General features: G+C 74.3%; 17 protein-coding genes. 11 read left to right on the top strand and 6 right to left on the bottom strand.

From position 1 onward, the window contains the following. Positions 1 to 11 precede the first annotated feature (11 nt). On the bottom strand, positions 12 to 425 hold the full coding sequence (locus tag AB0O53_RS37185) for a nuclear transport factor 2 family protein (protein WP_351001970.1): 414 nt from the start codon (positions 423 to 425) through the stop codon (positions 12 to 14). 118 nt (positions 426 to 543) lie between these two features. On the opposite strand from AB0O53_RS37185, the gene AB0O53_RS37180 reads away from it, so the two are divergent. Continuing rightward, positions 544 to 1,113: a PadR family transcriptional regulator gene (locus AB0O53_RS37180; protein ID WP_365201553.1), complete on the top strand. Its 570-nt coding sequence runs from the start codon at positions 544 to 546 to the stop codon at positions 1,111 to 1,113. Continuing rightward, a complete protein-coding gene (locus AB0O53_RS37175; protein ID WP_365201550.1) occupies positions 1,100 to 1,894 on the top strand; it encodes an SGNH/GDSL hydrolase family protein in 795 nt (264 codons plus the stop codon). The genes AB0O53_RS37180 and AB0O53_RS37175 overlap by 14 nt, the downstream gene beginning before the upstream one ends. A gap of 171 nt (positions 1,895 to 2,065) precedes the next feature. Here the strand turns inward: AB0O53_RS37175 and AB0O53_RS37170 are convergent, their stop codons facing one another. The 4 genes from AB0O53_RS37170 to serC all read right to left on the bottom strand — a co-directional run bounded on the left by AB0O53_RS37170 (position 2,066) and on the right by serC (position 7,923). Continuing rightward, the gene (locus AB0O53_RS37170) at positions 2,066 to 5,194 is read right to left on the bottom strand and encodes a sacsin N-terminal ATP-binding-like domain-containing protein (protein ID WP_365201547.1); all 3,129 of its coding nucleotides are present in this window, start codon (positions 5,192 to 5,194) and stop codon (positions 2,066 to 2,068) included. A gap of 53 nt (positions 5,195 to 5,247) precedes the next feature. Continuing rightward, positions 5,248 to 5,916: a class F sortase gene (locus tag AB0O53_RS37165; RefSeq protein WP_365201544.1), complete on the bottom strand. Its 669-nt coding sequence runs from the start codon at positions 5,914 to 5,916 to the stop codon at positions 5,248 to 5,250. Further along, positions 5,909 to 6,511, bottom strand: coding sequence for a hypothetical protein (locus AB0O53_RS37160; RefSeq protein ID WP_365201541.1), 603 nt, complete (start codon positions 6,509 to 6,511; stop codon positions 5,909 to 5,911). The genes AB0O53_RS37165 and AB0O53_RS37160 overlap by 8 nt, the downstream gene beginning before the upstream one ends. A 293-nt stretch (positions 6,512 to 6,804) precedes the next feature. Continuing rightward, entirely contained in the window at positions 6,805 to 7,923 is a 1,119-nt protein-coding gene (gene serC, locus AB0O53_RS37155) for a phosphoserine transaminase (RefSeq protein ID WP_351001941.1), read from the bottom strand. 50 nt (positions 7,924 to 7,973) lie between these two features. On the opposite strand from serC, the gene AB0O53_RS37150 reads away from it, so the two are divergent. The 4 genes from AB0O53_RS37150 to AB0O53_RS37135 all read left to right on the top strand — a co-directional run bounded on the left by AB0O53_RS37150 (position 7,974) and on the right by AB0O53_RS37135 (position 13,962). After that, complete coding sequence (locus AB0O53_RS37150) at positions 7,974 to 10,934, top strand: FAD-binding and (Fe-S)-binding domain-containing protein (protein WP_435886728.1); 2,961 nt, start codon at positions 7,974 to 7,976, stop codon at positions 10,932 to 10,934. A 57-nt stretch (positions 10,935 to 10,991) separates the two neighbouring features. Then, a complete protein-coding gene (locus AB0O53_RS37145) occupies positions 10,992 to 11,927 on the top strand; it encodes an EamA family transporter (RefSeq protein WP_351001937.1) in 936 nt (311 codons plus the stop codon). After that, the gene (locus AB0O53_RS37140; RefSeq protein WP_351001935.1) at positions 11,927 to 12,283 is read left to right on the top strand and encodes a DUF1801 domain-containing protein; all 357 of its coding nucleotides are present in this window, start codon (positions 11,927 to 11,929) and stop codon (positions 12,281 to 12,283) included. The genes AB0O53_RS37145 and AB0O53_RS37140 overlap by 1 nt, the downstream gene beginning before the upstream one ends. A gap of 131 nt (positions 12,284 to 12,414) precedes the next feature. Continuing rightward, entirely contained in the window at positions 12,415 to 13,962 is a 1,548-nt protein-coding gene (locus tag AB0O53_RS37135) for a hypothetical protein (protein ID WP_351001933.1), read from the top strand. A gap of 100 nt (positions 13,963 to 14,062) precedes the next feature. Here AB0O53_RS37135 and AB0O53_RS37130 read toward each other — a convergent pair whose 3' ends face one another. Beyond that, a complete protein-coding gene (locus AB0O53_RS37130; RefSeq protein ID WP_365201536.1) occupies positions 14,063 to 15,685 on the bottom strand; it encodes a CocE/NonD family hydrolase in 1,623 nt (540 codons plus the stop codon). A gap of 330 nt (positions 15,686 to 16,015) precedes the next feature. On the opposite strand from AB0O53_RS37130, the gene AB0O53_RS37125 reads away from it, so the two are divergent. From AB0O53_RS37125 to AB0O53_RS37105, 5 genes are read left to right on the top strand one after another with little or no spacing between them, the layout of a single operon-like run. Further along, a complete protein-coding gene (locus AB0O53_RS37125) occupies positions 16,016 to 16,900 on the top strand; it encodes a TIGR03084 family metal-binding protein (RefSeq protein WP_365201533.1) in 885 nt (294 codons plus the stop codon). Then, entirely contained in the window at positions 16,897 to 18,633 is a 1,737-nt protein-coding gene (locus AB0O53_RS37120; protein ID WP_365201532.1) for an acyclic terpene utilization AtuA family protein, read from the top strand. Before AB0O53_RS37125 ends, AB0O53_RS37120 begins: the two co-directional genes overlap by 4 nt. After that, a complete protein-coding gene (locus tag AB0O53_RS37115) occupies positions 18,630 to 20,228 on the top strand; it encodes an acyl-CoA carboxylase subunit beta (protein ID WP_351001925.1) in 1,599 nt (532 codons plus the stop codon). Before AB0O53_RS37120 ends, AB0O53_RS37115 begins: the two co-directional genes overlap by 4 nt. A gap of 8 nt (positions 20,229 to 20,236) precedes the next feature. Next, a complete protein-coding gene (locus AB0O53_RS37110) occupies positions 20,237 to 22,147 on the top strand; it encodes an ATP-binding protein (protein ID WP_351001923.1) in 1,911 nt (636 codons plus the stop codon). Then, positions 22,144 to 23,304, top strand: coding sequence for an acyl-CoA dehydrogenase family protein (locus tag AB0O53_RS37105; RefSeq protein WP_351001921.1), 1,161 nt, complete (start codon positions 22,144 to 22,146; stop codon positions 23,302 to 23,304). The genes AB0O53_RS37110 and AB0O53_RS37105 overlap by 4 nt, the downstream gene beginning before the upstream one ends. Positions 23,305 to 23,510: the final 206 nt, after the last annotated feature.

The following is a 23,510-nucleotide window of genomic DNA, read 5'->3' as shown; positions in this document are numbered from 1 at the left end:
CGGGAGGCTTCTCAGGCGAGGCCGTCAGCCTGGAGGCCGGACAGGACGGCCTGGCCCAGGGTGTGGACCGCGGACTGGGGGCGGACCATCACCGTGAACTCCTTGATCCGGCCCGCCCCGTCGAAGTGCAGCATGTCGATGCCGTGGATGTCCTTGCCGTCCACCGTGGCCCGGAACGGCAGGACCGCCGACGGCGCCTGCGCCCCGTCGGCGCTCGTCTCGGTCGCGCCCTCGAAGTGGCCGACGTAGCGCAGGTCCTCGAAGACGCGCAGCAGGACCCCGAAGAGCCCCAGCACCATCGGCCTGCCCTCGAAGGGGCGGAACTTCACCGGGCTGTACAGCCTGATGTCCTCGGTGAACAGGTCCTCCAGCGCGGAGAGATCACGCTTCTCCACGGCGGCGCGGAAGCGTTCGGCGGTCTCCATCACGGACTCCACGGCTCCTCCTGGTACTGAGTGCTGCTACTGATACTCAAGGAATTGACTAGTCAGTTTCGTGAGTATCATGCGGGGGAGCACGAGGAAAAGGGAAGGGGCAGCCGCGATGGCCCTGCGACACGCCGTACTGGCGGCACTGCTGGACGGCGAGTTCAGCGGCTACGAGCTGGCGAAGTCCTTCGACATCGGCGTCGCGAACTTCTGGCACGCCTCCCCCCAGCAGCTCTACGCCGAGCTGGCCAAGCTGGAGAGGGAAGGCCTGGTCGAGGGCCGGCAGGTGGTCCAGGAGACCCGGCCCAACAAGCGGCTCTTCCAGGTCACCGACGCAGGCCGGAGCGAGCTGGAGGAGTTCGCGGCCGCCGCGTCCAAGCCCTCCGTCATCCGCGACGACCTCCTCGTCAAGGTCCAGAACGCCGACCGGATCGGCACCGACCCGGTCATCGAACAGCTCGAAGAACGCGCGGCCGCTGCCGACGCCAAGCTCGACCTCCTCGGCAGGGTCCTGCGCAAGATGCGCGGCGACCTGGACGAGGAGGAGTACCTGCTCCGCGGCGAACGCATCGGCGGGTACCTGACCTGCCTGCGCGGCATCGCCTTCGAGCAGGGCCACCGCGACTGGTGCCGCCGCAGCGCGGCGATCCTGCGAGAGAGGCGGACCCTACGTGCCGAACACTGAGTACCGGCGCTACGTCGCCCTGGGCGACAGCCAGACCGAGGGCCTCGGCGACGGCGACGACACCACGGGCCTGCGCGGCTTCGCCGACCGGTTCGCCGGACACCTCGACGCCGCGCACCCCGGCCTGCAGTACGCCAACCTCGCCGTGCGGGGACGGCTCGCCGGCCAGGTCCGCGCCGAACAGCTCGGCCCCGCCCTGGCCCTGCGGCCCGACATCGCCACCGTCGTCGCGGGGGTCAACGACGTGCTGCGGCCCCGGTTCGACGCGGCGGAGGTCGCGGGCCACCTGGAGGCCATGTTCGCCGCGCTCACCGAGGCCGGAGCGCAGGTGGCCACCGTGACCTTCCCCGACCTGGGCCGGATCGTGCCGCTCGCCCGGCCCCTCGTCCCCCGCCTGGCCGAGCTCAACGACCGCGTCCGCGAGGCGGCCGCCCGCCGCGGTGTCGCCGTCGCCGAGACCGCCCTGCCGGAAGCCGTCGCCGACCCGCGGATGTGGACCACGGACCGGCTGCACGCCAGCTCCCTCGGCCACGAACGCATCGCCGCCGCCCTCGCCCACGCCGTCGGCCTCCCCGGCAGCGACGACACCTGGACGCACCCGCTGCCGCCGCGCGCCGCCGCCGCGCCCGGGGCGGCCGTCGCGGCCGAACTGCGCTGGGCGGCCGCCTTCCTCGGCCCCTGGCTGGGCCGCCGCCTGCGCGGCCGCTCCTCCGGCGACGGCCGCACCGCCAAGCGCCCCGACCTGCTGCCCCTGACCTCCGCGGGCGCCGCGGAGCGGTGACCCGACCGCGTCCCGGGACGTCCCGGAACGCTCCGGGACGCCGGGACGGGCCCGTCCACGGCTAGGTTTCTGCCGACGGCGTCCACGTCCACGGACGTCCGCCACCGCCGGGCCACGGGGGTCCCGGCGGCGGCACCCCCCTGGGCCGAAGGGACCGGCTAAAGGGACCGGCTAGTCGAACCAGCGGTCCCGGGCCAGTTCCGCCGTGCGGGACGGGTCCTCCAGCAGGGCCGCCACCTCGAAGCGGCGCGGCCACTGGCCCGCCGACCAGGCCAGGCCCGCCGCCACGCCCTCCAGGGTGGACGCGTGGAGGGTGCCGTCGGGCGTGCGCCGCCAGTCCAGCTCCGTGCCGCCCGCGACCAGCTCCTCGTGCTCGACGTACGTCGCCGGGGTCGCCGGACCCAGCAGCACCCGCACCGACTCCGGCACCTCGTGCTCCTCGCCCGGCGTCGTCACCTCCGCCGGCACCGTCTGCGACAGCCGGCGCACCTGCAGCAGCTCCGCGAGGTCCGCCGCCCGCACCGGCGACACCGGCAGCAGCGGCAGGCCCGCCGCCAGCGGCAGCAGGTCCGGGGCGTCCGCGATCACCGCGTCCGCCGCGTCCACCACCAGCACCTCGCCGTCCACCACCGCACGCAGCTCGTCCGGCAGCGTCACCTGCTCGGGGTCGAGATCGGCCAGCGCGCCGTACAGGCCGTGCAGCTGCCGGTCCGTCACCTCCCGCTCCGGGTCGGCGAGCCGCCCCAGCAGCTCGGCCGCACCACCGGGTTCGTCCAGGAGCGCCGCCACGGACGTCCGTACGCCCAGCGCCCGCAGCACCTGCTCGTCCTCGAAACCGGTGGCGTCCGCCGAGGTGTAGAGGCCCTCCAGCAGCGGGTCGCCGCCCGCCGCGCGCAGGCCCGCCGGGCGGCGGCCGTCCAGCACGGGGTGGTCGCGCAGCCACCACGCCGTGTACGGGCGCACCGACTGCGTCGTCCCGTCCGGCAGCAGGATCCGCACCGGCTGGGTCAGCGCGTCCCGCAGCGGCGGCTGCGCCAGCATCGCCAGCACCTGCGGCCAGCAGTCGTCGTCGACGAGGTCCAGGTCGCGGACGGCGACCAGTTCGGTCGCCACCGGCGGGACGGGCAGGTCCGGCAGCTGGTCCAGCACGTCCTCGCACCACACGTCCACCGCGTCCAGCAGGCCCGCGTCGTCCGGTTCGGCGAAGTCGCCCTCGCGCGGCTCCAGTTCGTCCGGGTCCAGGACCACGTCGGTGGCGCGCACCAGCTGGAAGGACGCCAGCACCCCGCAGGCGGTCAACGGGGCCGCGCCCCACCGCTCGGCCAGCTCGGCGTCCACGTACGGGACCTCGTCCTCGCGGATGACCGCGGCCAGCGGCGAGCCCGGCAGCAGCAGTTCGCCCGCCGGGGTCAGCTCCCCGTCCTCGTCGGGCAGGGCCAGCGCACCCAGCCACGGCTCGTCGCCCGGCGCCAGCTCCGCGTCGCGGACCAGCCCGAGGACCACCTCGGCCAGCTCGTCGGCGTCCAGGGCGTCGGCGTCCTCGTCCCAGATCTCCCCGGCGTCCAGGGACGCGGCCACCGCGGCCCGCACCTGCGGGGTCGTCAGGACGGCGCGCGGGGTCGCGGGGAGGGAGCCGAGCTTCTCCAGCAGCGGGTGCGCCGCCTCCGGATGGGCCACCTTCAGCCCCAGCCGGGCCAGGTCCGCGGGCGTCTCGGCGTACGGGAGCAGGACGTGGCGCGGCCCGATCGTCGTGCGGCCGTCGGCGAGCGGTACGGGCAGCCCCGACAGCCGGTCGGGGTCCACTCCGGCGAGGCTGTCGTAGAGCCGGTACCACCACTCGGGGGTCCGCTCGATGCCCGCGATCCGCTCGATGGCGTCGCCCAGCGGGAGCCGGCCCACCCCCAGGGTGCGCAGCTCGGCGCGGCGCTCCAGGCCCGCCGGCAGCAGGGTCGGCAGGACCTCCGCCAGGACGCGTACGGTGTCGGCGCCCGCGCCCTCCACCACCTCGGCCTCGAACGGGCGCAGGGCGCCCCGCTCCTCCGCGTGCTCGGGGGGCGCGGCCGGTGCGAGGAACGCCGTACGGGGCAGCCGTTCCAGCACGGCGGCGCGCAGGGCGCCGTCCAGCTCGCCCTTGCCGAGCGGGCCGGGGACCAGGTCCACGAGCCCGGTGCTCACCGGGTCCCAGGCGCCGAGGAGTTCGGCGTACGCGTCGGCCGCGCGCTCCACGAGGAAGTCGGTCAGCGGCCCCGGCGCGGGGTGGCGGCGGCTGGTGTCCAGCGGCAGGGTCGCGATGAGCAGCGCCGGGATGCCCAGCGGCTCGTCGGTGGGCGTCGGGGCGTGCACCACGGGTGCGGTGGTGGGGCGCAGCGGCGCGCCGTCGGCGTCGACGGGCACCGCCCACGACACCGTCCAGGCGGGCCGCAGCCGTTCCTCGACGGGCCGGTCGGCGAGCAGCGCCTTCTCGATGGCGCCGCCGTGGCGGACGGTGCGCCAGCGGTTGGTGCGCGTACCGGAGGCGGTGACGTCCTCGACGACCGTGTAGGCGCCCTCGTCGCGGCGGCCCAGGGTGCGCGAGCCGGCCGGGGTCTCCACGACGATCTCGCACAGTCCGGGCAGGGTGAGCAGCAGGGCGTCGTCGATGCCCGCGAGGAGGCGTTCGACGAGGTCCTCGGCGGCGGCGTCGCGCAGCGGCAGGACCACGACGGTGTCGTAGCCCTCGGGGGCGGTGCCCTCGGCGGGCAGCGGGAGGCGCAGCAGCGGTACGTGTCCGTCGCGGCGGCGCAGTTCGTCGCCGAGGCCGGGGCTGCCGACGGCGGCCTCGCGGGCCAGTTCGCGGGCCTCGGCGAGGGACCAGCGGACACCGCCGTGGCGGCCGAGCACGGCCGGTTCGTCGCAGACGGCGAGGACGGCGGCGAAACCGACGCCGAAGCGGCCGACGCTCTGCGCGGCGGGCTCCCGCTTGGCGGAGGCCCGCAGGGTGCTCAGGGACTCCACGCCCGTCGCGTCCAGCGGGGCACCGGTGTTGGCGACGGCGAGCAGCGCGGGGCCCGACCCGCCCTCGTGGAGCGTGATCCGCAGCCGGCCGGGCACCTTGGCCCGGGCCGCGGCATCGGCGGCGTTCTGGGCCAGTTCGACGACGAGCCGGTCGCGGTAGCCGCCGAGCGCGAGGTCCTCCTCGGCGTTGGCGTCCTCGCGGAACCGGGCCGGGCCGGCACCCCAGGCGTCGAGCACGCCGCGCCGCAGCCGGGCCGTGCCGAAGGGGTCCACGCCGCTCTGGGCCGCCGTCACTCGCACGCTCACGCCGCTGCCTCCAAGAATCGCCCAACGAACTCCTGAAGGTATCGCGTGCGGGGCTACGCCTTGCCTGCGAGGTGGGCGAACACGACGACGTCGGAGTCCCAGTGGCGTTCCTGCGTGAGGGTGCCGCCGCAGGTGATGAGCCGCAGTTCGGGCCGGCCGTGGGTGTCCCCGTAGACCTTGTCGGTGGGGAAGGCGTCCTTCTTGAAGGTGTCGATCGCGTCGACGGTGAAGACGGCGGTGGTGCCGTCCTCGCGGTGGACCTCGATCCGCGCGTCCTTCGTGAGCTCCTTGAGGCGGAAGAAGACGGCCCGGGGTGCCCGGGGGGTGTCCAGGTGGCCGACGATCGCGGCGGCGCCCGCCTCGCCGGGGGTGGGGCCCCGGTCGTACCAGGCCGCGTCGTCGGGCTTGGCGAAGTCGGGTTCCCGCATGACGCCGCGGTCGTCGAGGCCGACGGCGTCGAGCGGGGCGTCCACGCCGATCGCGGGGATCGTGACGCGGTCGGGGACGGCGGGGGCGAGGGCGGAGGCGGAGGGAGCGGCGGAGGAGGCCGAGGAGGCGGCCGCGTTCCCGTGGGCGGCGGCGCCGGAGCAGCCGGTCGTGAGGAGGAGGGTGAGGCCGGCGGCCCCGGCCAGGGCGGCCGCGCGGTGTGCGCGACCGCCCCGGCGGGGCGCCCGGGCCGGGTGTCCGGCGCCGGGCACGTCCGGGGATCCGGCGTCAGGCACGTTCGGACCCGGTCAGGCCGGCGGCCGGGGTGCCGGCGGGGAGGCCGGCCGGGGCCTCACCGGTGTTCACGGAGCCCCTGGGCGTCCTGTGCTCGCTCGGCTTCAGCGGCTGGGGGTGCGGCTGCGGCGGCTTCGTCGGCTGCGGCGTGGGGGTCGGCTTCGGCGTCGGCTTCACATCGGGGGTGCCGCCGGCTTCGGTGGAGAACTTCACCGTGTCGAACTGCTTGCCGCCCGCGAACGCCTCGACGCCGTAGTAGCCGGTCGTCACGTCCCCGGCCACGGTCGCCGTGCCGGTCCAAGTGCCCTTGCCGTCGCTCGTGAGGTCGACCCGGCCGCCCGTGAACGCCCGGGAGGTGACGGAGGCGCTCTTCTCGGCGGTGCGGACGGTGACGGCCACCTTGTCGCCGGGGCGGCCGAAGTCGGTGGAGAGGCTGAGCGAGTTCTTCCCGGGCTGCGGGGCCGGGGCGGCGGTGGGAGAGGCGGCGGTGGGCGGGGCGGCGTCGGCGGGGGTGGTGGCGGCGAAAGCGGTGGCGGTGGTGCCGAGGGCCATCGACGCGGCGAGGGCGATCGCCGGGAGCGTGAGTGCCTTGCGCATGGATTTCCTCCTGAACGGGCCGGGGGCCGGGGTGCGTTCCCGGCACACCAGGCATGAGGGACATCCAGGGCGCCCGGTTGCGGTCCGCCGGACGGGCGGGCGAGCGGGCGGTCGAAGGTCCCACACCGTGAACCCGCAGGTCGCGAGGCGGGTTCGGGTGTTGCGTTGACTGACCCTTTGCCCCGATTTTTGGGACCAAAGTCCCCGCACCGCACCGGACCGGTCCCGGAAAGGCCGAAGCCCCCGGTGACGAGCAGTCACCGGGGGCTTCGGCGGAGCCGGAGAGGGGAAGGTCAGAGCTTCTCGATCACGTAGTCGATGCAGGCCGTCAGCGCCTGCACGTCCGCCGGGTCGATCGCCGGGAACATCGCGATGCGCAGCTGGTTGCGGCCGAGCTTGCGGTACGGCTCGGTGTCCACGATCCCGTTGGCGCGCAGCACCTTCGCGACGGCCGCCGCGTCGATGTCGTCCGAGAAGTCGATCGTGCCGATGACCGCGGAGCGCTTGTCGGCGTCGACGACGAACGGCGTCGCGTACTTGGACGCCTCCGCCCAGCCGTACAGGTTGCGCGCGCTGGCCGCCGTACGGCCCGTGGTGAACTCCAGGCCGCCCTGGCTGTTCATCCACTCCAGCTGCTGGTCCAGCAGGAAGAGCGTGGCCAGCGCCGGGGTGTTGTACGTCTGGTTCTTCAGCGAGTTGTCGATCGCCGTCGGCAGCGAGAAGAACTCCGGGATGTGCCGGCCCGACGCGTGCACGCGCGCCGCGCGCTCCAGCGCCGCCGGGGAGAAGGCCGCCAGCCACAGCCCGCCGTCGGAGGCGAAGGACTTCTGCGGCGCGAAGTAGTAGACGTCCGTCTCGGTGATGTCCACCGGCAGACCGCCGGCGCCCGAGGTCGCGTCCACCAGAACGAGGGACCCGGCGTCCGCGCCCGCGACCCGCTCGACGGGCGCCGCGACGCCCGTCGAGGTCTCGTTGTGGGTGTACGCGTACACGTCCACGCCCGCCTCGGCCACCGGCTCGGGGTGGGTACCCGGCTCGGAGGAGATCACGGACGGCTCGTCCAGCCACGGCGCGAGCTTCGCGGCCTTGGCGAACTTGGACGAGAACTCGCCGAAGGTCAGGTGCTGGGACTTCCGCTCGATGAGACCGGCGGTCGCGACGTCCCAGAAGGCGGTGGAGCCGCCGTTGCCCAGGATCACCTCGTAGCCCTCGGGGAGGGAGAAGAGGTCCCGGATGCCCTGGCGCACCGATCCGACCAGGTTCTTGACCGGGGCCTGGCGGTGTGAGGTTCCGAGCAGGGAGGTACCGGTGGCGGCGAGGGCGTCCAGCGCCTCGGTCCGCACCTTGGAGGGGCCCGCGCCGAAGCGTCCGTCGGCGGGCTTGATGTCAGCGGGAATCTGGATCTCAGCCACGAGCGGAGCGTATCGGGTCCGGGTCCACGCTCCGGAAGCGCGTCCACCGGATGAGACGCGGCGCGACGCCGGGGCGACGCCTGCCGGACGGTGGCAGGCTGGGCGACGTGACGACACCCGGTGAAGTCGAGCGGACATTGCGGGCGGAGCTGCGCGGGGAGGTCGATTTCGGCGCAGCGGCACGGGCCCTCGTGACCATGGACGCCTCCAACTACCGGCGCGTCCCCCTCGGCGTCGTCGCCCCGCTCGACGCCGACGACGTCGCGGCCGCCCTGCGCGTGTGCGCCGAGGCCGGCGTTCCGGTCGTCCCGAGGGGCGGCGGCACCTCCATCGCCGGACAGGCCACGGGCGCCGGCGTGGTCCTCGACCTCACCCGGCACATGAACGCCCTCGTGTCCCTCGACCCGGCCGCCCGCACCGCCGTCGTCCAGCCCGGCCTGGTCCTCGACCGGCTCCGGGACGCGGTGCGCCCCCACGGCCTGACCTTCGGCCCCGACCCCTCCACCCACTCCCGCTGCACCCTCGGCGGCATGATCGGCAACAACGCGTGCGGCGCCCACTCCGTCGCCTGGGGAACCACCGCCGACAACATCACCGAACTCGCCGTCACCACGTACGCGGGCACCGCCCACCGCATCGCCGCCGGCTGGGACGGCGCCCCCGCCGGCCTGCGCGAACTCGTCGGCGCACACCTCGGGCTGCTGCGCACCGGCATGCCGCCCGCCTTCTCCCGGAGGATCTCCGGCTACGGCGGCCTCGACGCGCTCCTCCCCGAACGCGGCGTGCGGCTCGCCCAGGCCTTCTGCGGCAGCGAAGGCACCCTCGGCGTCGTCACCGAGGCCGTGGTCCGCCTGGTGGAAGTGCCGCCCGCGCCCGCCCTGGCCGTCCTCGGGTACGCCGACGAGAGCGCGGCGGCGGACGCGGCCGCCGGGCTGCTCCCGCACCGGCCCCTGACGGTCGAGGGCATGGCCGAGGACCTGCTGGGCGGGGCCGCGGGCGGGGCGGGCTGGGAGAGCCGGGCCGTGGGGCTGCCCCGCGGGCGGGCCTGGCTGTTCGTGGAGATGCCGGACGAGGGCGGAGCGCGGGCCGTCGTACGCGGAGCCGACGCACTCGACGCCCTCGTCGTCACCGACCCGGCCCGGCAGCGGGCCCTGTGGCGGATCCGCGAGGACGCCGCCGGCACCGCGACCAGGACCCCCGACGGGCGGATGGCCTGGCCGGGCTGGGAGGACTGCGCGGTCCCGCCGGCCCGGCTGGGCGCGTACCTGAGGGAGTTCCGGGCCCTGCTGGCCGCCCACGGCCTGCGCGGCACCCCGTACGGGCACTTCGGCGAGGGCTGCGTCCACGTGCGCATCGACTTCGACCTCGCCTCCGCCGCCGGCGTGGCCCGCTTCCGCACCTTCTCCGAGGAACTGGCCGACCTCGTCGTCGCCCACGGCGGATCCCTCTCGGGCGAACACGGCGACGGGCAGGCCCGCGCCGAACTCCTGCCGAAGATGTACGGCCCGGACGTGATCCGGCTCTTCGGCGCGTACAAGGACGTGTGGGACCCGGCCGGCGGGATGAACCCGGGGACGCTGGTCAGGCCCGCCCGGCTGGACGAGAACCTCCGCTTCGAGGTGCTCCCCGCCACCCCCTTCGCCCGCGAGGTCGCACGGTGCGTCGGCGTCGCCAAATGCCGGACGACCGGGGCGGGCGGCCCCGGCGTGATGTGCCCCTCCTACCGGGCCACCGGCGAGGAGCAGCACTCCACGCGCGGCCGCGCCCGGCTGCTGCACGAGATGCTCGCGGGGGAGATCGTCACCGGCGGCTGGCGCTCGCCGGAGGTCGCCGAGGCCCTCGACCTGTGCCTGGGGTGCAAGGGCTGCCTGAGCGACTGCCCGGTCGGCGTCGACATGGCCTCCTACAAGTCGGAGTTCCTCCACCACCACTGGGCCGGCCGGATCCGGCCGCTCGCCCACTACACGCTGGGCGGACTGCCGGGGTGGCTGCGCCTGATCCACCGCCTGCGGGCGGCGGGCGCCGTCAACGCGGCAGCGCGCCTCCTGCCGTTCCCGTTCCCCGGCCTGGCCCGGGAACGGGACCTGCCGCCCCTCGCGAAGCGACCGTTCACACGGGGCACGGTGGCGCCCGAGGCGGTGTCCGGGCCCGGACCCGGTGTCGGGCCGGTGTCCGGGGCCGGAGCCGACCCTGGAGCCGGAGCCGGAGCCGGAGCCGGAGCCGGAGCCGGAGCCGGAGCCGGAGTCGAGCCCGGGGCCGGGGCCGACACCGGGCCCGGACGCGGGCCCGCCGTCACCCTGTGGCCCGACACGTTCACGGAGTACCTCGCCCCCGAGGTCGGCCATGCCGCCCTCGTCGTCCTGCGGGCGGCCGGCCTGCGCGTCACCGTCCCCCGCACCGGCGGCCGGATCTGCTGCGGCCTGACCTACCTCTCCACCGGCCGCCTGGACCGCGCCCGCACGGTCCTGCGCCGCACCCTGGACACCCTCGGCGAGGTCCCCGGCCCCGTCACCGTCCTCGAACCGAGCTGCGCCGCCGCCCTGCGCACCGACCTGCCCGCCCTGCTCCCCGACGACCCCCGGGCGGCCCGCCTGGCCGCGGCCGTACGGACCGTCGCGGAGACCCTGGAGGAGTACGCCCCGGCCTGGCGGCCGCCCCGCCTGGACCGTCCCCTGGTCGGCCAGACCCACTGCCACCAGCACGCCGTCCTCGGCGACGCCGCGGACCGCCGGCTGCGCGAGCGCGCCGGACTCGTGGGCGAGCCCGCCGGGGGCTGTTGCGGCCTCGCCGGGAACTTCGGCTTCGAGCCCGGCCACCACGAGGTGTCGGTGGCCTGCGCGGAGGAACAGCTCCTGCCGTCGCTGCGCGCGGCCCCGCCGGGCGCGCTGGTGCAGGCGGACGGCTTCTCCTGCCGGACCCAGATCGCCCAGCTGGGCGGAGTCCGGGCCCGTCACCTCGTGGAACTCCTCGCGGAGGGGCTGGCGGGAGCCGCTCCCGACACGCGGCCGTAGCGAACATGTAAGGCAACAGAGGCGGCAACACTCCTTACGAAGGCTTAATCTGGATAAATGCCCGCACCTTCCGCGTCCCCGACGACCACCCCCGCCGCCGCACTCCCCGCCGACCTCTCCGCGGAGGGGTCCCGGTCCCGCTTCGGCCCGGTCGCACTGGTGATCTCCGCGGGCGTCTCGGTCCAGTTCGGGGCCGCACTCGCGGTCATGATCATGCCGAGGGCGGGTGCGGCGGGCGTGGTCACCCTGCGCCTCGCGGCTGCCGCGATCGTGCTGCTGCTCCTGTGCCGGCCCAAGGTGCGCGGGTACACGCGCTCCGACTGGGGCACCGTCGCGGCGTTCGGCGTGGCGATGGCCGGCATGAACGGCCTCTTCTACCAGGCCATCGACCGGATTCCGCTCGGCCCCGCGGTCACCCTGGAGGTCCTCGGGCCGCTTGCCCTGTCCGTCGTCGTCTCCCGCCGCCTCGTGAACTTCCTGTGGGCCGGGCTCGCCCTCGGCGGCGTCGCCCTGCTGTCCGGACACGGCGGGGGCGGCCTCGGCTTCGGCTCCCTCGACCCGCTGGGCGCGGCCTTCGCGCTCGGCGCGGGTGCCATGTGGGCGGCGTACATCGTGTTCAGCGCGCGCACCGGCCGCCGCTTCCCGCAGGCGGACGGCCTGGCCCTCGCGATGGCGGCCGCCGCCGTCCTCTCGTTCCCGCTGGGCGTCCACGAAGCGGGCTCGGACCTGCTGGTCCCCAGCACCCTCGCGCTGGGCGTCGGCGTGGCCGTACTGTCCTCCGTACTGCCCTACACCCTCGAACTCCTCGCCCTGCGGCGGATGCCCGCCCCGACCTTCGCGATCCTGATGAGCCTGGAGCCGGCCATCGCCGCCACCGCGGGCTTCCTCGTCCTGAACCAGGCCATGTCGGCGCTGGACGCCCTGGCCATCGGCCTGGTCATCGCGGCCAGCATGGGCGCCGTCCGCTCCCAGATCGGAAAGCAGCCCGCCTGATGGACGTCGCCGCCTACCTGGACGCCGCACCCGAAGCCCGCCGCCCGGCCCTCGCCCGCCTGCGCGCGCTGTGCGTGACGGAACTGGAGGGCTTCGAGGAGCGCATCGCGTACGGGATGCCGGTGTACGTACGGCCGGGCGGGACCGACGGGGAGATCGCCTGGGCGAACCAGAAGCAGTACATCTCCTTCTACCTGATGCGCACGGACGTACGGGACGCCTTCGCCGACCGCCTCGCGGCCCACGACATGGGCAAAGCCTGCCTCCGCTTCCGCAACCCCGCCAAGGTCGACTTCGACCTCCTGCGCGACCTCCTCCGCGCCACGTCCCGGGCGGGCCCGGGCCAGGTGTGCTGAGGCGGATGCCGGAGTCGGGCCGATACTCCGGTGAGGGCCCGCGCGGTGCTCTGTAGGCTGTGCGCGCGCTCAAGCTGAGCGCGTTCAACAGCTGAAATACGGGGGGATCGGTGCGGAATCGCCGACTCGTCATGTCCGCTGCCGCCATCGTGGCGGCAAGCATCGGTTTCATACCCGGCACGGCTCAGGCCGCTGATCCGGTCAAGCCCGCCGGGCAGGCGGCGGGGGCGCCCGCCGTCGACCCGGCGGCAGGGGCGCAGACCTTCACGAGTGCCGTCGGCCCGAGCGGCGCGCAGCTGAGCCTCTTCCTGAGCGCCCGGTCGTCCTCGGCGCACAGCGTCGAGCTGACGACCTCGCTCGGCAGGGGCACGCCGCCGCTGGACACCACCATCGACTGGGGTGACGGGACCACGGGCACGGTGACGGCGTCCGGTTCCTCGGAGACGCGGACCCCGCACACCTACAAGGAGCTCGGCGAGTACACGATCAAGGCCACCGTCGTCGATCCGGTACTCGGGACGAGCGACACCAAGGAGGTCCGGGTCAGGACCGCGGGCTCGGAGTTCACCCCGTACGGTCCCACCCGCCTGCTGGACACGCGCAGCGGTACGGGCGCCGTCAAGGGCAAGGTCAAGGGGTACTCCTCGACCCGGCTGAAGGTCGCGGGCAACGGCGGCATCCCCGCCGGGGTCACCGCCGTCGCGCTCAACGTGACCGCCGCCAACGCCACCAGTGGCGGGCACGTCAAGGTCTTCGCCTCCGGCAGCACGCGGCCGACCGCGTCGAACATCAACTTCGAGGCCGGTCAGACCGTTCCGAACCTGGTGATCGCGCAGGTCGGTGAGGACGGCTACGTCGAGCTGTACAACGGCGGCTGGGAGCCGGTCGACCTGATCGCGGACGTCACCGGTTACTTCGGCCGGGAGGAAGCCAGCGGGTACGCCCCGCAGGCGCCGGCCCGGGTCGTCGACACCCGCTCCGGGACGGGCACGGCGGCCGGCGCGGTCGCCGGCCAGGGTTCCTTCACCGTCAAGGTGGCCGAACCGGGCGCCACCGCCGTCGCGCTGAACGTGACGGCCACCAACCCGCAGGAGGCCGGTCACCTGACCGTCCACCCGGCCGGGCAGGCGGCGCCGACCACGTCCAACGTGAACTTCACCGCCGGGCAGACGGTCGCCAACTCGGTGATCGTGCCGGTCGACAAGGACGGCCGGATCACCGTCCGCAACGGCTCCTGGGCGCCGTCCGACGTCATCGTGGACCTGGTCGGCACGTACAGCGCCGCGAGCCCCTGCGCCTACGTGCCGGTGACGCCCGTCCGGCAGATCGACACGCGCGAGAGCTGGTCCAAGGGGCCGTGGCCCACGCGCGGGTACCTCTGGCAGGCGTTCTCGCTGGGCCAGGAGGCCTGGGTGCTGAACACCACGGTCACCAACACGCGCGGCGCGGGCTTCCTCTCGGTCGCACCGGACCCCAACACCACCGGCAGCTACGCCGACAGGACCGCCACGCCCCCGCAGCGTCCGGTGTCCTCCACCCTGAACTGGACGGCGGGCAGGACCGCCGCCAACCTGGTCCAGGCGAGCGCCGGTGAATACGGCATCGTCGACTTCTGGAACCAGGGCTGGGACAGCGCCGACCTGGTCGTCGACATCTTCGGCTACTACGACAACTGGTAGCCGGGCCGCGCCTGCAACCGGACCGGTCCGCCGTGCGTCATCTGTGGAGCGTGCGCCCGCCCGGACGGCCGCGGGGGACCGGCTGGGCGGGCGCACGGCATCAGCCGAGGGGGAGCTCCAGGTACGACGGGGTGGCCTCCGGGGAGGTGAAGTCCAGCGTCGCGCGGGGCAGGTTGGCGTCGGCGTAGAACGGGTCGCGGGCGTCGATCACCAGCATCAGGCGGTGGCCGCGCTGTACGTCGTACGCCGTGGCCTGGAGCTCGATGTCCGCGCTGATCAGGCTGTCGGGCGGCGAGTCGAGGTCGCTGTACGGGGCGTGCGTGACGAGGTGGGCCGAGCCGTCCGGGGCCGTGTCGAGGAGGTACGCGACGAAGGTGGAGCCCGGGTTCGCCGCGCGGTAGGTCACGCGGAGCCGGGGCGTGCCGCGCAGCCGGACGGTCTCCGCGGCCGGTTCCGCCGTCCAGACGGCGGCGACGGTGCGGTCCATGTCCTCGGTCGGGTAGGTCTTGGGGCGGCCGGCCATCTCCGCGTACCCGGACTCGACGACCTTGTCGGCGACGGTCGCCGGGGTGTCCATCCCGCACAGCACGGTCGCCGTCCAGCCGGCCTCCGCCTCCGGGCCGAGCTCACCGCCGTCGGCGAGGTAGAGGCGTTGCAGCGCTTCGGTGGCGGAGGGCCAGGTGGGGCGGGGTTCGAGGGTCTTGCTCCACATGACCTCGCCGATGAACTGCCCCTCTTCCCCGATGCCGTTGTCGATGTCCTTGAGGTGGTGGTCGAACCAGCGGTGGGCGTCCGTCCAGATCCGGTTCGGCAGCCCGAGGACGCCCGACATCTCGGGGCCCGAGTGGTCGCCGATGGAGACGGCGAGGCGTTTGGGCCCGGTGAGCTCGTTGAACATCCGCAGCGTCTGGTTGGTCGGGAAGAGCGTCTCGTGCCAGGCGTGCGAGAAGAAGACCGGCACCTGGCGGCGGTTGAGTTCCTTGATGTGGGTGAAGGGCGAGCGCACTTCGGCCCAGCGCAGGGTGCCCCGGACGTCGCTCCCGGTCAGGACGTTGTCGAAGACGCTCTTCGTCTGCGGGCTCAGCCGGGCGTTCGCGGCGGCCCTGAGCAGGGCCCGTACCGCCGCGACGTGGCGGGTCGAGTTCTCGTAGAAGGCCTCCCCGAGGTCGCCCCAGGTGCTGAGCGCGACCACGGCGTCGACGCGGGTGTCGTGCGCGGCGACCAGTTGGCCGATGCCGGAGCCGTACGAGTCCCCGAGGAAACCTATCTTCGTCACGGGGCCGGTGCTGCGCTCGATCAGGTGGTCCAGGGCGCGGCTGCCGTCGGCGACGTCGAGCGGGCCGGCCACGTCGACCTGCCCCTCGGAACCGCCGAATCCGCGGGCGGAGTACGCGATGACGTTGTAGCCGCGGGCCGCGAACAAGGTGGCCTGGACGGCGTACACGAGCCAGCCCAGCCCGGTCCAGGGGGAAGGCATGACGATCATCGGGCGCGGCTGGGCCCCGGTGTGCCGCCAGAGTGCCGCGTCGAGGAGGTCGCCGTCGGCTCCGGTCACCTTGCCGCGGGTGAAGACGGCGAGGGCGCGCGCCTCGGCGATCTCGGCGGCGCGGGCGGGCGGCAGGCCGGTGACGTCGCCGCTCTCCAGCGCCGAGACGAAGGCGCCGAGGGCGGTCGCGTCGAGTTCGGGATAGAGGGAGAAAGGAGGTTGGGCGGCTGGGGTCACGTCGGTTCATCCTCTTCGTCGAGTGTCACGAACGTGGGTGCCCGCCCGGGCCCGGAGCGGAGCGTTCAGTATCGACGGGACATCCGGTGACGTATCGCGAGTTTCCGGCGTACGGCCTGAATCGCCCTCCGGGGTCCCCGGCGCGGTCGTGCCGCGAGACCTGCGGCCGATGCGGATGTGGATCAACTGCCCATGGAGCGGCGCGGTTTGGCGCGGGTGGCGGGAAGCCGTCACCCCGCTCGACATCGGTCGAGAAAATCATGCAAGCATGCTTGATTGTTTTCTTGGGTGCTGCCAGTCTTCCCCTCACGCCGAGAAGGGGAGCGCACCGTGCCCGATCCGTCCGCCGTCGACGCCGCCGTCGCCGTCTTCACCGATCTGCGCGACGAGGGGCGTGAACTCGACTCCCTCGTCGCGGGGTTGCCCGCCGCGGACTGGGCCCGGCCCACTCCAGCGCCCGGCTGGACCGTCGCCCACCAGATCGCCCACCTGCACTGGACCGACCGGGCATCGCTGCTCTCCCTCACCGACGCCACGGGCTTCGGCGTCATGGTCGAGGAGGCGCTGAAGGCCCCCGACTCCTTCGTCGACGACGGCGCGCGCGAGGGCGCGGGGCTGCCGCCCGCCGAACTGCTCGTCCGCTGGCGGGGGACCCGCGACACCCTCGCCCAGGCCCTCGCCACGGCCTCGCCCGACACCCGTTTCCCCTGGTACGGGCCGCCGATGAAAGCCGCCTCGATGGCCAGCGCCCGCCTGATGGAGACCTGGGCGCACGGACAGGACGTCGCCGACGCGCTCGGAGTGCGCCGCACAGCGACCGCGCGCCTGCGGCACGTGGCGCGCATCGGCGTACGGGCCCGCGACTACGCCTACGCCGTACGCGGACTGCCCGCACCCGAAGGGGAGTTCCGGGTGGAGCTGACCGCCCCCGACGGCGCGCAGGTCTGGGCGTACGGGCCGCCGCAGGCCCCGCAGCGGATCACCGGGCCGGCGCTCGACTTCTGCCTGCTGGTCACCCAGCGCGCCCACCGCGCCGACCTGGACCTGACCGCGACCGGCCCCGACGCCGACCGCTGGCTGAACATCGCCCAGGCCTTCGCCGGCCCGGCCGGCGCGGGCCGCGAGCCGGGCGCCGGACGGCAGCCGGAGGCCGGACAGGACCCGGCTGCGGGCCGGGACCCGGCTGCCGGACCGGATCAGGAGGCCGGGCGATGAACCGGCGGCCGCTGCGCATCGGCAACGCGTCCGGCTTCTACGGCGACCGCTTCAGCGCCCTGACCGAGATGCTCACCGGCGGCCCCCTCGACGTGCTGACCGGGGACTACCTGGCCGAGCTGACCATGCTGATCCTGGGCCGGGACCGCCTGAAGAACCCCGACCTCGGCTACGCCAAGACCTTCCTGCGCCAGCTGGAGGAGGGCCTCGGGCTCGCGCACGAGCGGGGCGTACGGATCGTCACGAACGCGGGCGGCCTGCATCCGGCCGGACTCGCCGACGCGGTACGGGCGCTGGCCGCCAAGGTGGGCGTGCCCGTCTCCGTGGCCCACGTCGAGGGCGACGACCTCACCTCGCGCGAGGAAGGCGCCCTGACGGCCAACGCCTACCTCGGCGGCGCCGGGATCACCGCCTGCCTGCGGGCCGGCGCGGACGTGGTCGTCACCGGCCGGGTCACGGACGCGGCGCTGGTCAGCGGCCCGGCCGCCTGGTGGTTCGACTGGACGCCGGAGGACCACGACCGGCTGGCGGGGGCGGTCGTCGCCGGCCACGTCCTGGAATGCGGCACCCAGGCCACCGGCGGCAACTACTCCTTCTTCACCGCCCACGACGTCCGCCGCCCCGGCTTCCCGCTCGCGGAGATCTCCGCGGACGGCTCGGCGGTCATCACCAAACACCCCGGCACCGGCGGAGCCGTCACCACCGGCACCGTCACCGCACAGCTCCTCTACGAGACCCAGGGCGTCCGCTACCTGGGCCCGGACGTGACCGCCCGCCTGGACACCGTCCGGCTGACCGACGACGGCGCCGACCGGGTGCGCATCTCCGGCGTGCGCGGGGAGCGTCCGCCGGCCTCCCTCAAGGTGGGCGTGACCCGGATCGGCGGCTGGCGCAACGAGGTGGTCTTCGTCCTCACCGGCCTGGACATCGATGCGAAGGCCGAGCTGGTCCGCTCCCAGCTCGCCGAGACCCTGGAGGGCGTCGCCGACGCCGCCTGGACCCTGGCCCGCACCGACCACGCGGACGCCGACACGGAGGAGACGGCGAGCGCCCTGCTGCGCCTGGTGGTCCGCGACCCGTCCCCGGACCGGGTCGGCCGCGCCCTGACCTCGAAGGCCGTCGAACTGGCCCTCGGCAGCTACCCGGGCTTCCACGTCACCACCCCACCGGGCCCGGCCCAGCCCTACGGCGTCTTCGCCTCCACCTCCGCCCCGGCAACGCAGGTCCCCCACACCGCAGTCCTCCCGGACGGCACCCACATCCAGATCCCCGCCGCACTTTCAGCCTCGCCGGCGTTTGAGGCGCGGGGGTCCGGGGGCGGAGCCCCCGAAGGGGTCGGGGGCGCAGCCCCCGCCGGGTCCGGGGCGGAGCCCCGGGAGACCGTCCGCGCCCCCCTCGGGGCACTGGCCGGGGCCCGCAGCGGCGACAAGGGCGGCGACGCCAACGTCGGCATCTGGGTCGGCACCGCCCCCGCGTGGGACTGGCTGCGCGACACCCTCACCGTCGACCGCTTCCGGGCCCTGCTCCCCGAGACCCGCGGCCTCGCCGTGCAGCGGCACGAACTGCCCGCCCTGCGCGCCCTGAACTTCACCGTCACCGGGATCCTCGGCGACGGCGTCGCCTCCGGCCACCGCTTCGACCCCCAGGCCAAGGCCCTCGGCGAATGGCTGCGCGCCCGCCACCTCGACATCCCCGTCCACCTGCTCCCGCCCCCGGAGGGGACCGGCCCATGACCCGCCTGCGCACCACCGTCGACCCCCAAGCCCCCGAGCACACCCGGGCCCGTACGGCCGCACTGGAGCGCCTCGACGCCCTCGACGCCGAGCACGCCAAGGCCCTGGAGGGCGGCGGGGAGAAGTACACGGCCCGGCACAAGAAGCGCGGCAAGCTCCTGGCGCGCGAGCGCGTCGAGCTGCTCCTCGACCCCGACACCCCGTTCCTGGAGCTGTCCCCGCTCGCCGCCTGGGGCAGCGACTACCCCGTCGGCGCCTCCATGGTCACCGGCATCGGCACGGTCGAGGGCGTCGAGTGCCTGGTCACCGCCAACGACCCCACCGTCCGCGGCGGCGCCAGCAACCCCTGGACGCTGAAGAAGGCGCTGCGGGCCAACGAGATCGCCCGGCAGAACCGCCTCCCCGTCATCAGCCTCGTCGAGTCCGGCGGCGCCGACCTGCCCTCCCAGAAGGAGATCTTCATCCCGGGCGGGGCGATCTTCCGCGACCTCACCCGGCTCTCCGCCGAGGGCATCCCGACCGTCGCCGTCGTCTTCGGCAACTCCACCGCCGGAGGCGCGTACGTCCCCGGCATGTCCGACCACACCGTCATGATCAAGGACCGGTCCAAGGTGTTCCTCGGCGGCCCGCCCCTGGTCAAGATGGCCACCGGCGAGGAGAGCGACGACGAGTCCCTCGGCGGCGCCGACATGCACGCCCGCACCTCCGGACTCGCCGACCACTACGCCCTCGACGAGTACGACGCCATCCGCCAGGCCCGCCGCATCGTGGCCCGCCTGAACCACCGCAAGGCCCACCAGGACCCGCCGAAGGCCGACGAACCCCTCTACGACCCGGAGGAACTCCTCGGGATCGTCCCGCCCGACCTGAAGACCCCCTTCGACCCCCGCGAGGTCATCGCCCGCATCGTCGACGCCTCGGACTTCGACGAGTTCAAGCCGCTCTACGGCACCAGCCTCGTCACCGGCTGGGCCACCCTCCACGGCTATCCCGTCGGCATCCTCGCCAACGCCCAGGGCGTCCTGTTCAGCGCCGAGTCCCAGAAGGCCGCCCAGTTCATCCAGCTCGCCAACCAGCGCGACATCCCGCTCCTCTTCCTCCACAACACCACCGGCTACATGGTCGGCAAGGAGTACGAGCAGGGCGGCATCGTCAAACACGGCTCGATGATGATCAACGCGGTCTCCAACTCGAAGGTCCCGCACCTGTCCGTGCTCATCGGCGCCAGCTACGGCGCCGGCCACTACGGCATGTGCGGCCGGGCCTACGAGCCCCGCTTCCTCTTCGCCTGGCCCAGCGCCAAGTCCGCCGTCATGGGCCCCCAGCAGCTCGCCGGAGTCCTCTCCATCGTGTCCCGGCAGTCCGCCGCCGCCAAGGGACTCCCGTACGACGAGGAGCAGGACGCCGGGATGCGCGCCTTCGTCGAGGCGCAGATCGAATCCGAATCCCTCCCCATGTTCCTGTCCGGGCGGATCTACGACGACGGCGTCATCGACCCGCGCGACACCCGTACCGTCCTCGGCCTGTGCCTGTCGGCCGTCCACAACGCCCCCGTCGAGGGCGCCCGTGGCGGCTTCGGCGTCTTCCGGATGTGAGCCCGCACATGACGAACCTGACCTCCCTCCTCGTCGCCAACCGGGGCGAGATCGCCGTACGGATCTTCCGCACCGCCCGCGACCTGGGCCTGGCCACCGTCGCCGTCCACTCCGACCCGGACGCCGACGCCCTGCACGTCCGTGCCGCCGACGCGGCCGTACGGCTGCCGGGCGCGGCCCCCGCCGACACCTACCTGCGCGGCGACCTGGTCATCAAGGCCGCGCTCGCCGCCGGGGCCGACGCCGTCCACCCCGGCTACGGCTTCCTCTCCGAGAACGCCGACTTCGCCCGCCAGGTCCAGGACTCCGGCCTCACCTGGATCGGCCCGCCCCCCGAGGCCATCGAGGCCATGGCCTCCAAGACCCGGGCCAAGGAACTGATGCGCGCCGCCGGCGTCCCGCTCCTCGACCCCGTCGACCCGGCCACCGCCACCCCCGCCGACCTGCCCCTCCTGCTCAAGGCCGCCGCGGGCGGCGGCGGCCGCGGCATGCGCGTGGTCCGCGACCTGGACGCCCTCAAGGAAGCCCTGCACGCCGCGTCCGCCGAGGCCGCCTCCGCCTTCGGCGACGGCGAGGTCTTCGCCGAGCCCTACGTGGAGCGCGGCCGCCACGTCGAGGTGCAGATCCTCGCCGACGCCCACGGCACCGTCTGGGCCCTCGGCACCCGCGACTGCTCCCTCCAGCGCCGCCACCAGAAGGTGATCGAGGAGGCCCCCGCCCCGGGCCTGCCCGAAACCCTCCGCGACACCCTGCACGCGGCCGCCGTCGCCGCCGCCCGCGCCGTCTCCTACCGGGGAGCGGGCACCGTCGAATTCCTCGTCACCGCCGACGGCCGCCCCTACTTCCTGGAGATGAACACCCGCCTCCAGGTCGAGCACCCCGTCACCGAAGCAGTCTTCGGCCTCGACCTCGTCGCCCTCCAACTGCGCGTCGCCGAGGGAGAGGCCCTGCCCCCGGAGCCCCCCGAGCCCACCGGCCACGCCGTCGAGGCCCGCCTCTACGCCGAGGACCCCGCCCAGGACTGGCGCCCCCAGACCGGCGTCCTGCACACCCTCGACATCCCCGGCGCCGTCCGCGTCGACACCGGCTTCACCGACGGAGACACCGTCGGCATCCACTACGACCCCATGCTCGCCAAGGTCGTCGCCCACGCCCCCACCCGGGCCGAAGCCGTACGCGCCCTCGCCCACGCCCTCGCCGGAGCCCGCATCCACGGGCTCACCACCAACCGCGCTCTCCTCGTCGGCTCCCTGCGCCATCCGGAGTTCACCGCCGCACAGCTCGACACCGGCTTCTACGAGCGCCACCTCGCCGCCCTCACCGGGACCACCCCGGACGCCGGCACCGCCGCCCTGGCCGCGGCCCTCGCCGACGCCGCCCCCGCCCCGGACGCACCCCTCGCCGCCCGCCTCGGCGCCTGGCGCAACCTCCGCTCCCAGCCGCAGACCCGCCGCTACACCACCGCCGGCACCGAGTACGAGGTCCAGTACCACCCCGTGGACCACCCCGGCGTGCGCGTCCTGTCGGCCGAGCGGCACCTCGTCACCCTCGAAGTCGACGGCATCCGGCGGATGTTCCACGTGAAACGAAATTCGAACAGCGCCGAGGTCTACGTCGACTCCCCGCTCGGATCCCACACCCTCACCCCCGTCCCCCGGTTCCCTGACCCCCAGGACCGCACCGAACCGGGATCCCTGCTCGCCCCCATGCCCGGCACCGTCGTCCGCGTCGCCGAGGGCCTCGCCCCCGGCAGCCCCGTCACCGCCGGGCAGCCCCTGCTCTGGCTGGAGGCCATGAAGATGGAGCACCGCATCCTCGCTCCGGCCTCCGGCACGCTCGCCGCGCTCCACGCCGCCACCGGCCAACAGGTCGAGTTCGGCGCCCTGCTCGCCGTAGTCCAGGAGGAACCGCAGTCATGAGCTCCACCATCGAGTCCGCCGAACACAAGGCCCTGCGCACCGCCGTCGCCGCCCTCGGGCAGCGCTACGGCCGCGAGTACCTCGCCCGCGTCGCCCGCGAGGGCGGCCACCCCGACGAACTGTGGGCCGACGCCGCGAAGCTCGGCTACCTCGGCGTCAACCTCCCCGAGGAATACGGCGGCGGGGGCGGCGGCATCGCCGAACTGGCCATCGTCCTCGAAGAACTGGGCGCCGCCGGCTGCCCCCTGCTCATGATGGTCGTCTCGCCCGCCATCTGCGGCACGGTCATCGCCCGCTTCGGCACCGACGACCAGAAGCAGGCCTGGCTCCCCGGCCTCGCCGACGGCACCCGCACCATGGCCTTCGGCATCACCGAACCCGACGCCGGCTCCAACTCCCACCGCATCACCACCACGGCCCGCCGCGACGGCGACGACTGGATCCTCACCGGCCGCAAGGTCTTCATCTCCGGCGTCGACATCGCCGACGCCACCCTCATCGTCGGCCGCACCGAGGACGCCCGCACCGGCCGCCTCAAGCCCTGCCTGTTCATCGTCCCGCGCGACACCCCGGGCTTCGGCCGCTCGGTCATAGACATGGAACTCCAGGCGGCGGAGAAGCAGTTCGAACTGACCCTGGACGAGGTCCGCCTGCCCGCCTCCGCCCTGGTCGGCGACGAGGACGCGGGCCTCCTCCAGCTCTTCGCGGGCCTCAACCCCGAACGCATCATGACCGCCGCCTTCGCCATCGGCATGGGCCGCTACGCCCTCGCCCGCGCCGTCGAGTACGCGAAGACCCGCCAGGTGTGGAAGGAGCCGATCGGCGCCCACCAGGCCGTGGCCCACCCGCTGGCCCAGGCCCACATCGAACTGGAACTGGCCCGCCTCATGACCCAGAAGGCGGCCGCGCTGTACGACGCGGGCGACGACATGGGCGCGGGCGAGGCCGCGAACATGGCGAAGTACGCGGCGGGCGAGGCGTGCGTCCGCGCGGTGGACCAGTCCGTCCACACCCTCGGCGGCAACGGCCTCACCCGCGAATACGGCCTGGGCTCCCTCATCACGGCCTCCCGCGTCGCCCGCATCGCCCCGGTCAGCCGCGAGATGATCCTCAACTTCGTCTCCCACCAAACCCTGGGCCTCCCCAAGTCCTACTGACCGACCCCCTGCGGGGTGCCCTGCGGGCGGCCCGGCCGGTCCCCTGCGGGGTGCTCGGCGGGGCGGGGCCGTTCCGGTCCGGGGAGCGGGGCCGCCGCCGGGGTGTCTCCCCGGCTCGGCGCGTGCGGGCACCTCGCGGCTGTCGGGCCGTGGTCGCGCGCTCGTCCTGCGGGGACACCCCGCCACGACCCCGCTCCCCTCGGCCC

The organism is Streptomyces erythrochromogenes (assembly GCF_040684695.1).
In the GTDB taxonomy this organism is placed as follows: domain Bacteria; phylum Actinomycetota; class Actinomycetes; order Streptomycetales; family Streptomycetaceae; genus Streptomyces; species Streptomyces erythrochromogenes_C.
This window is presented reverse-complemented; position numbering and strand designations above follow the sequence as displayed.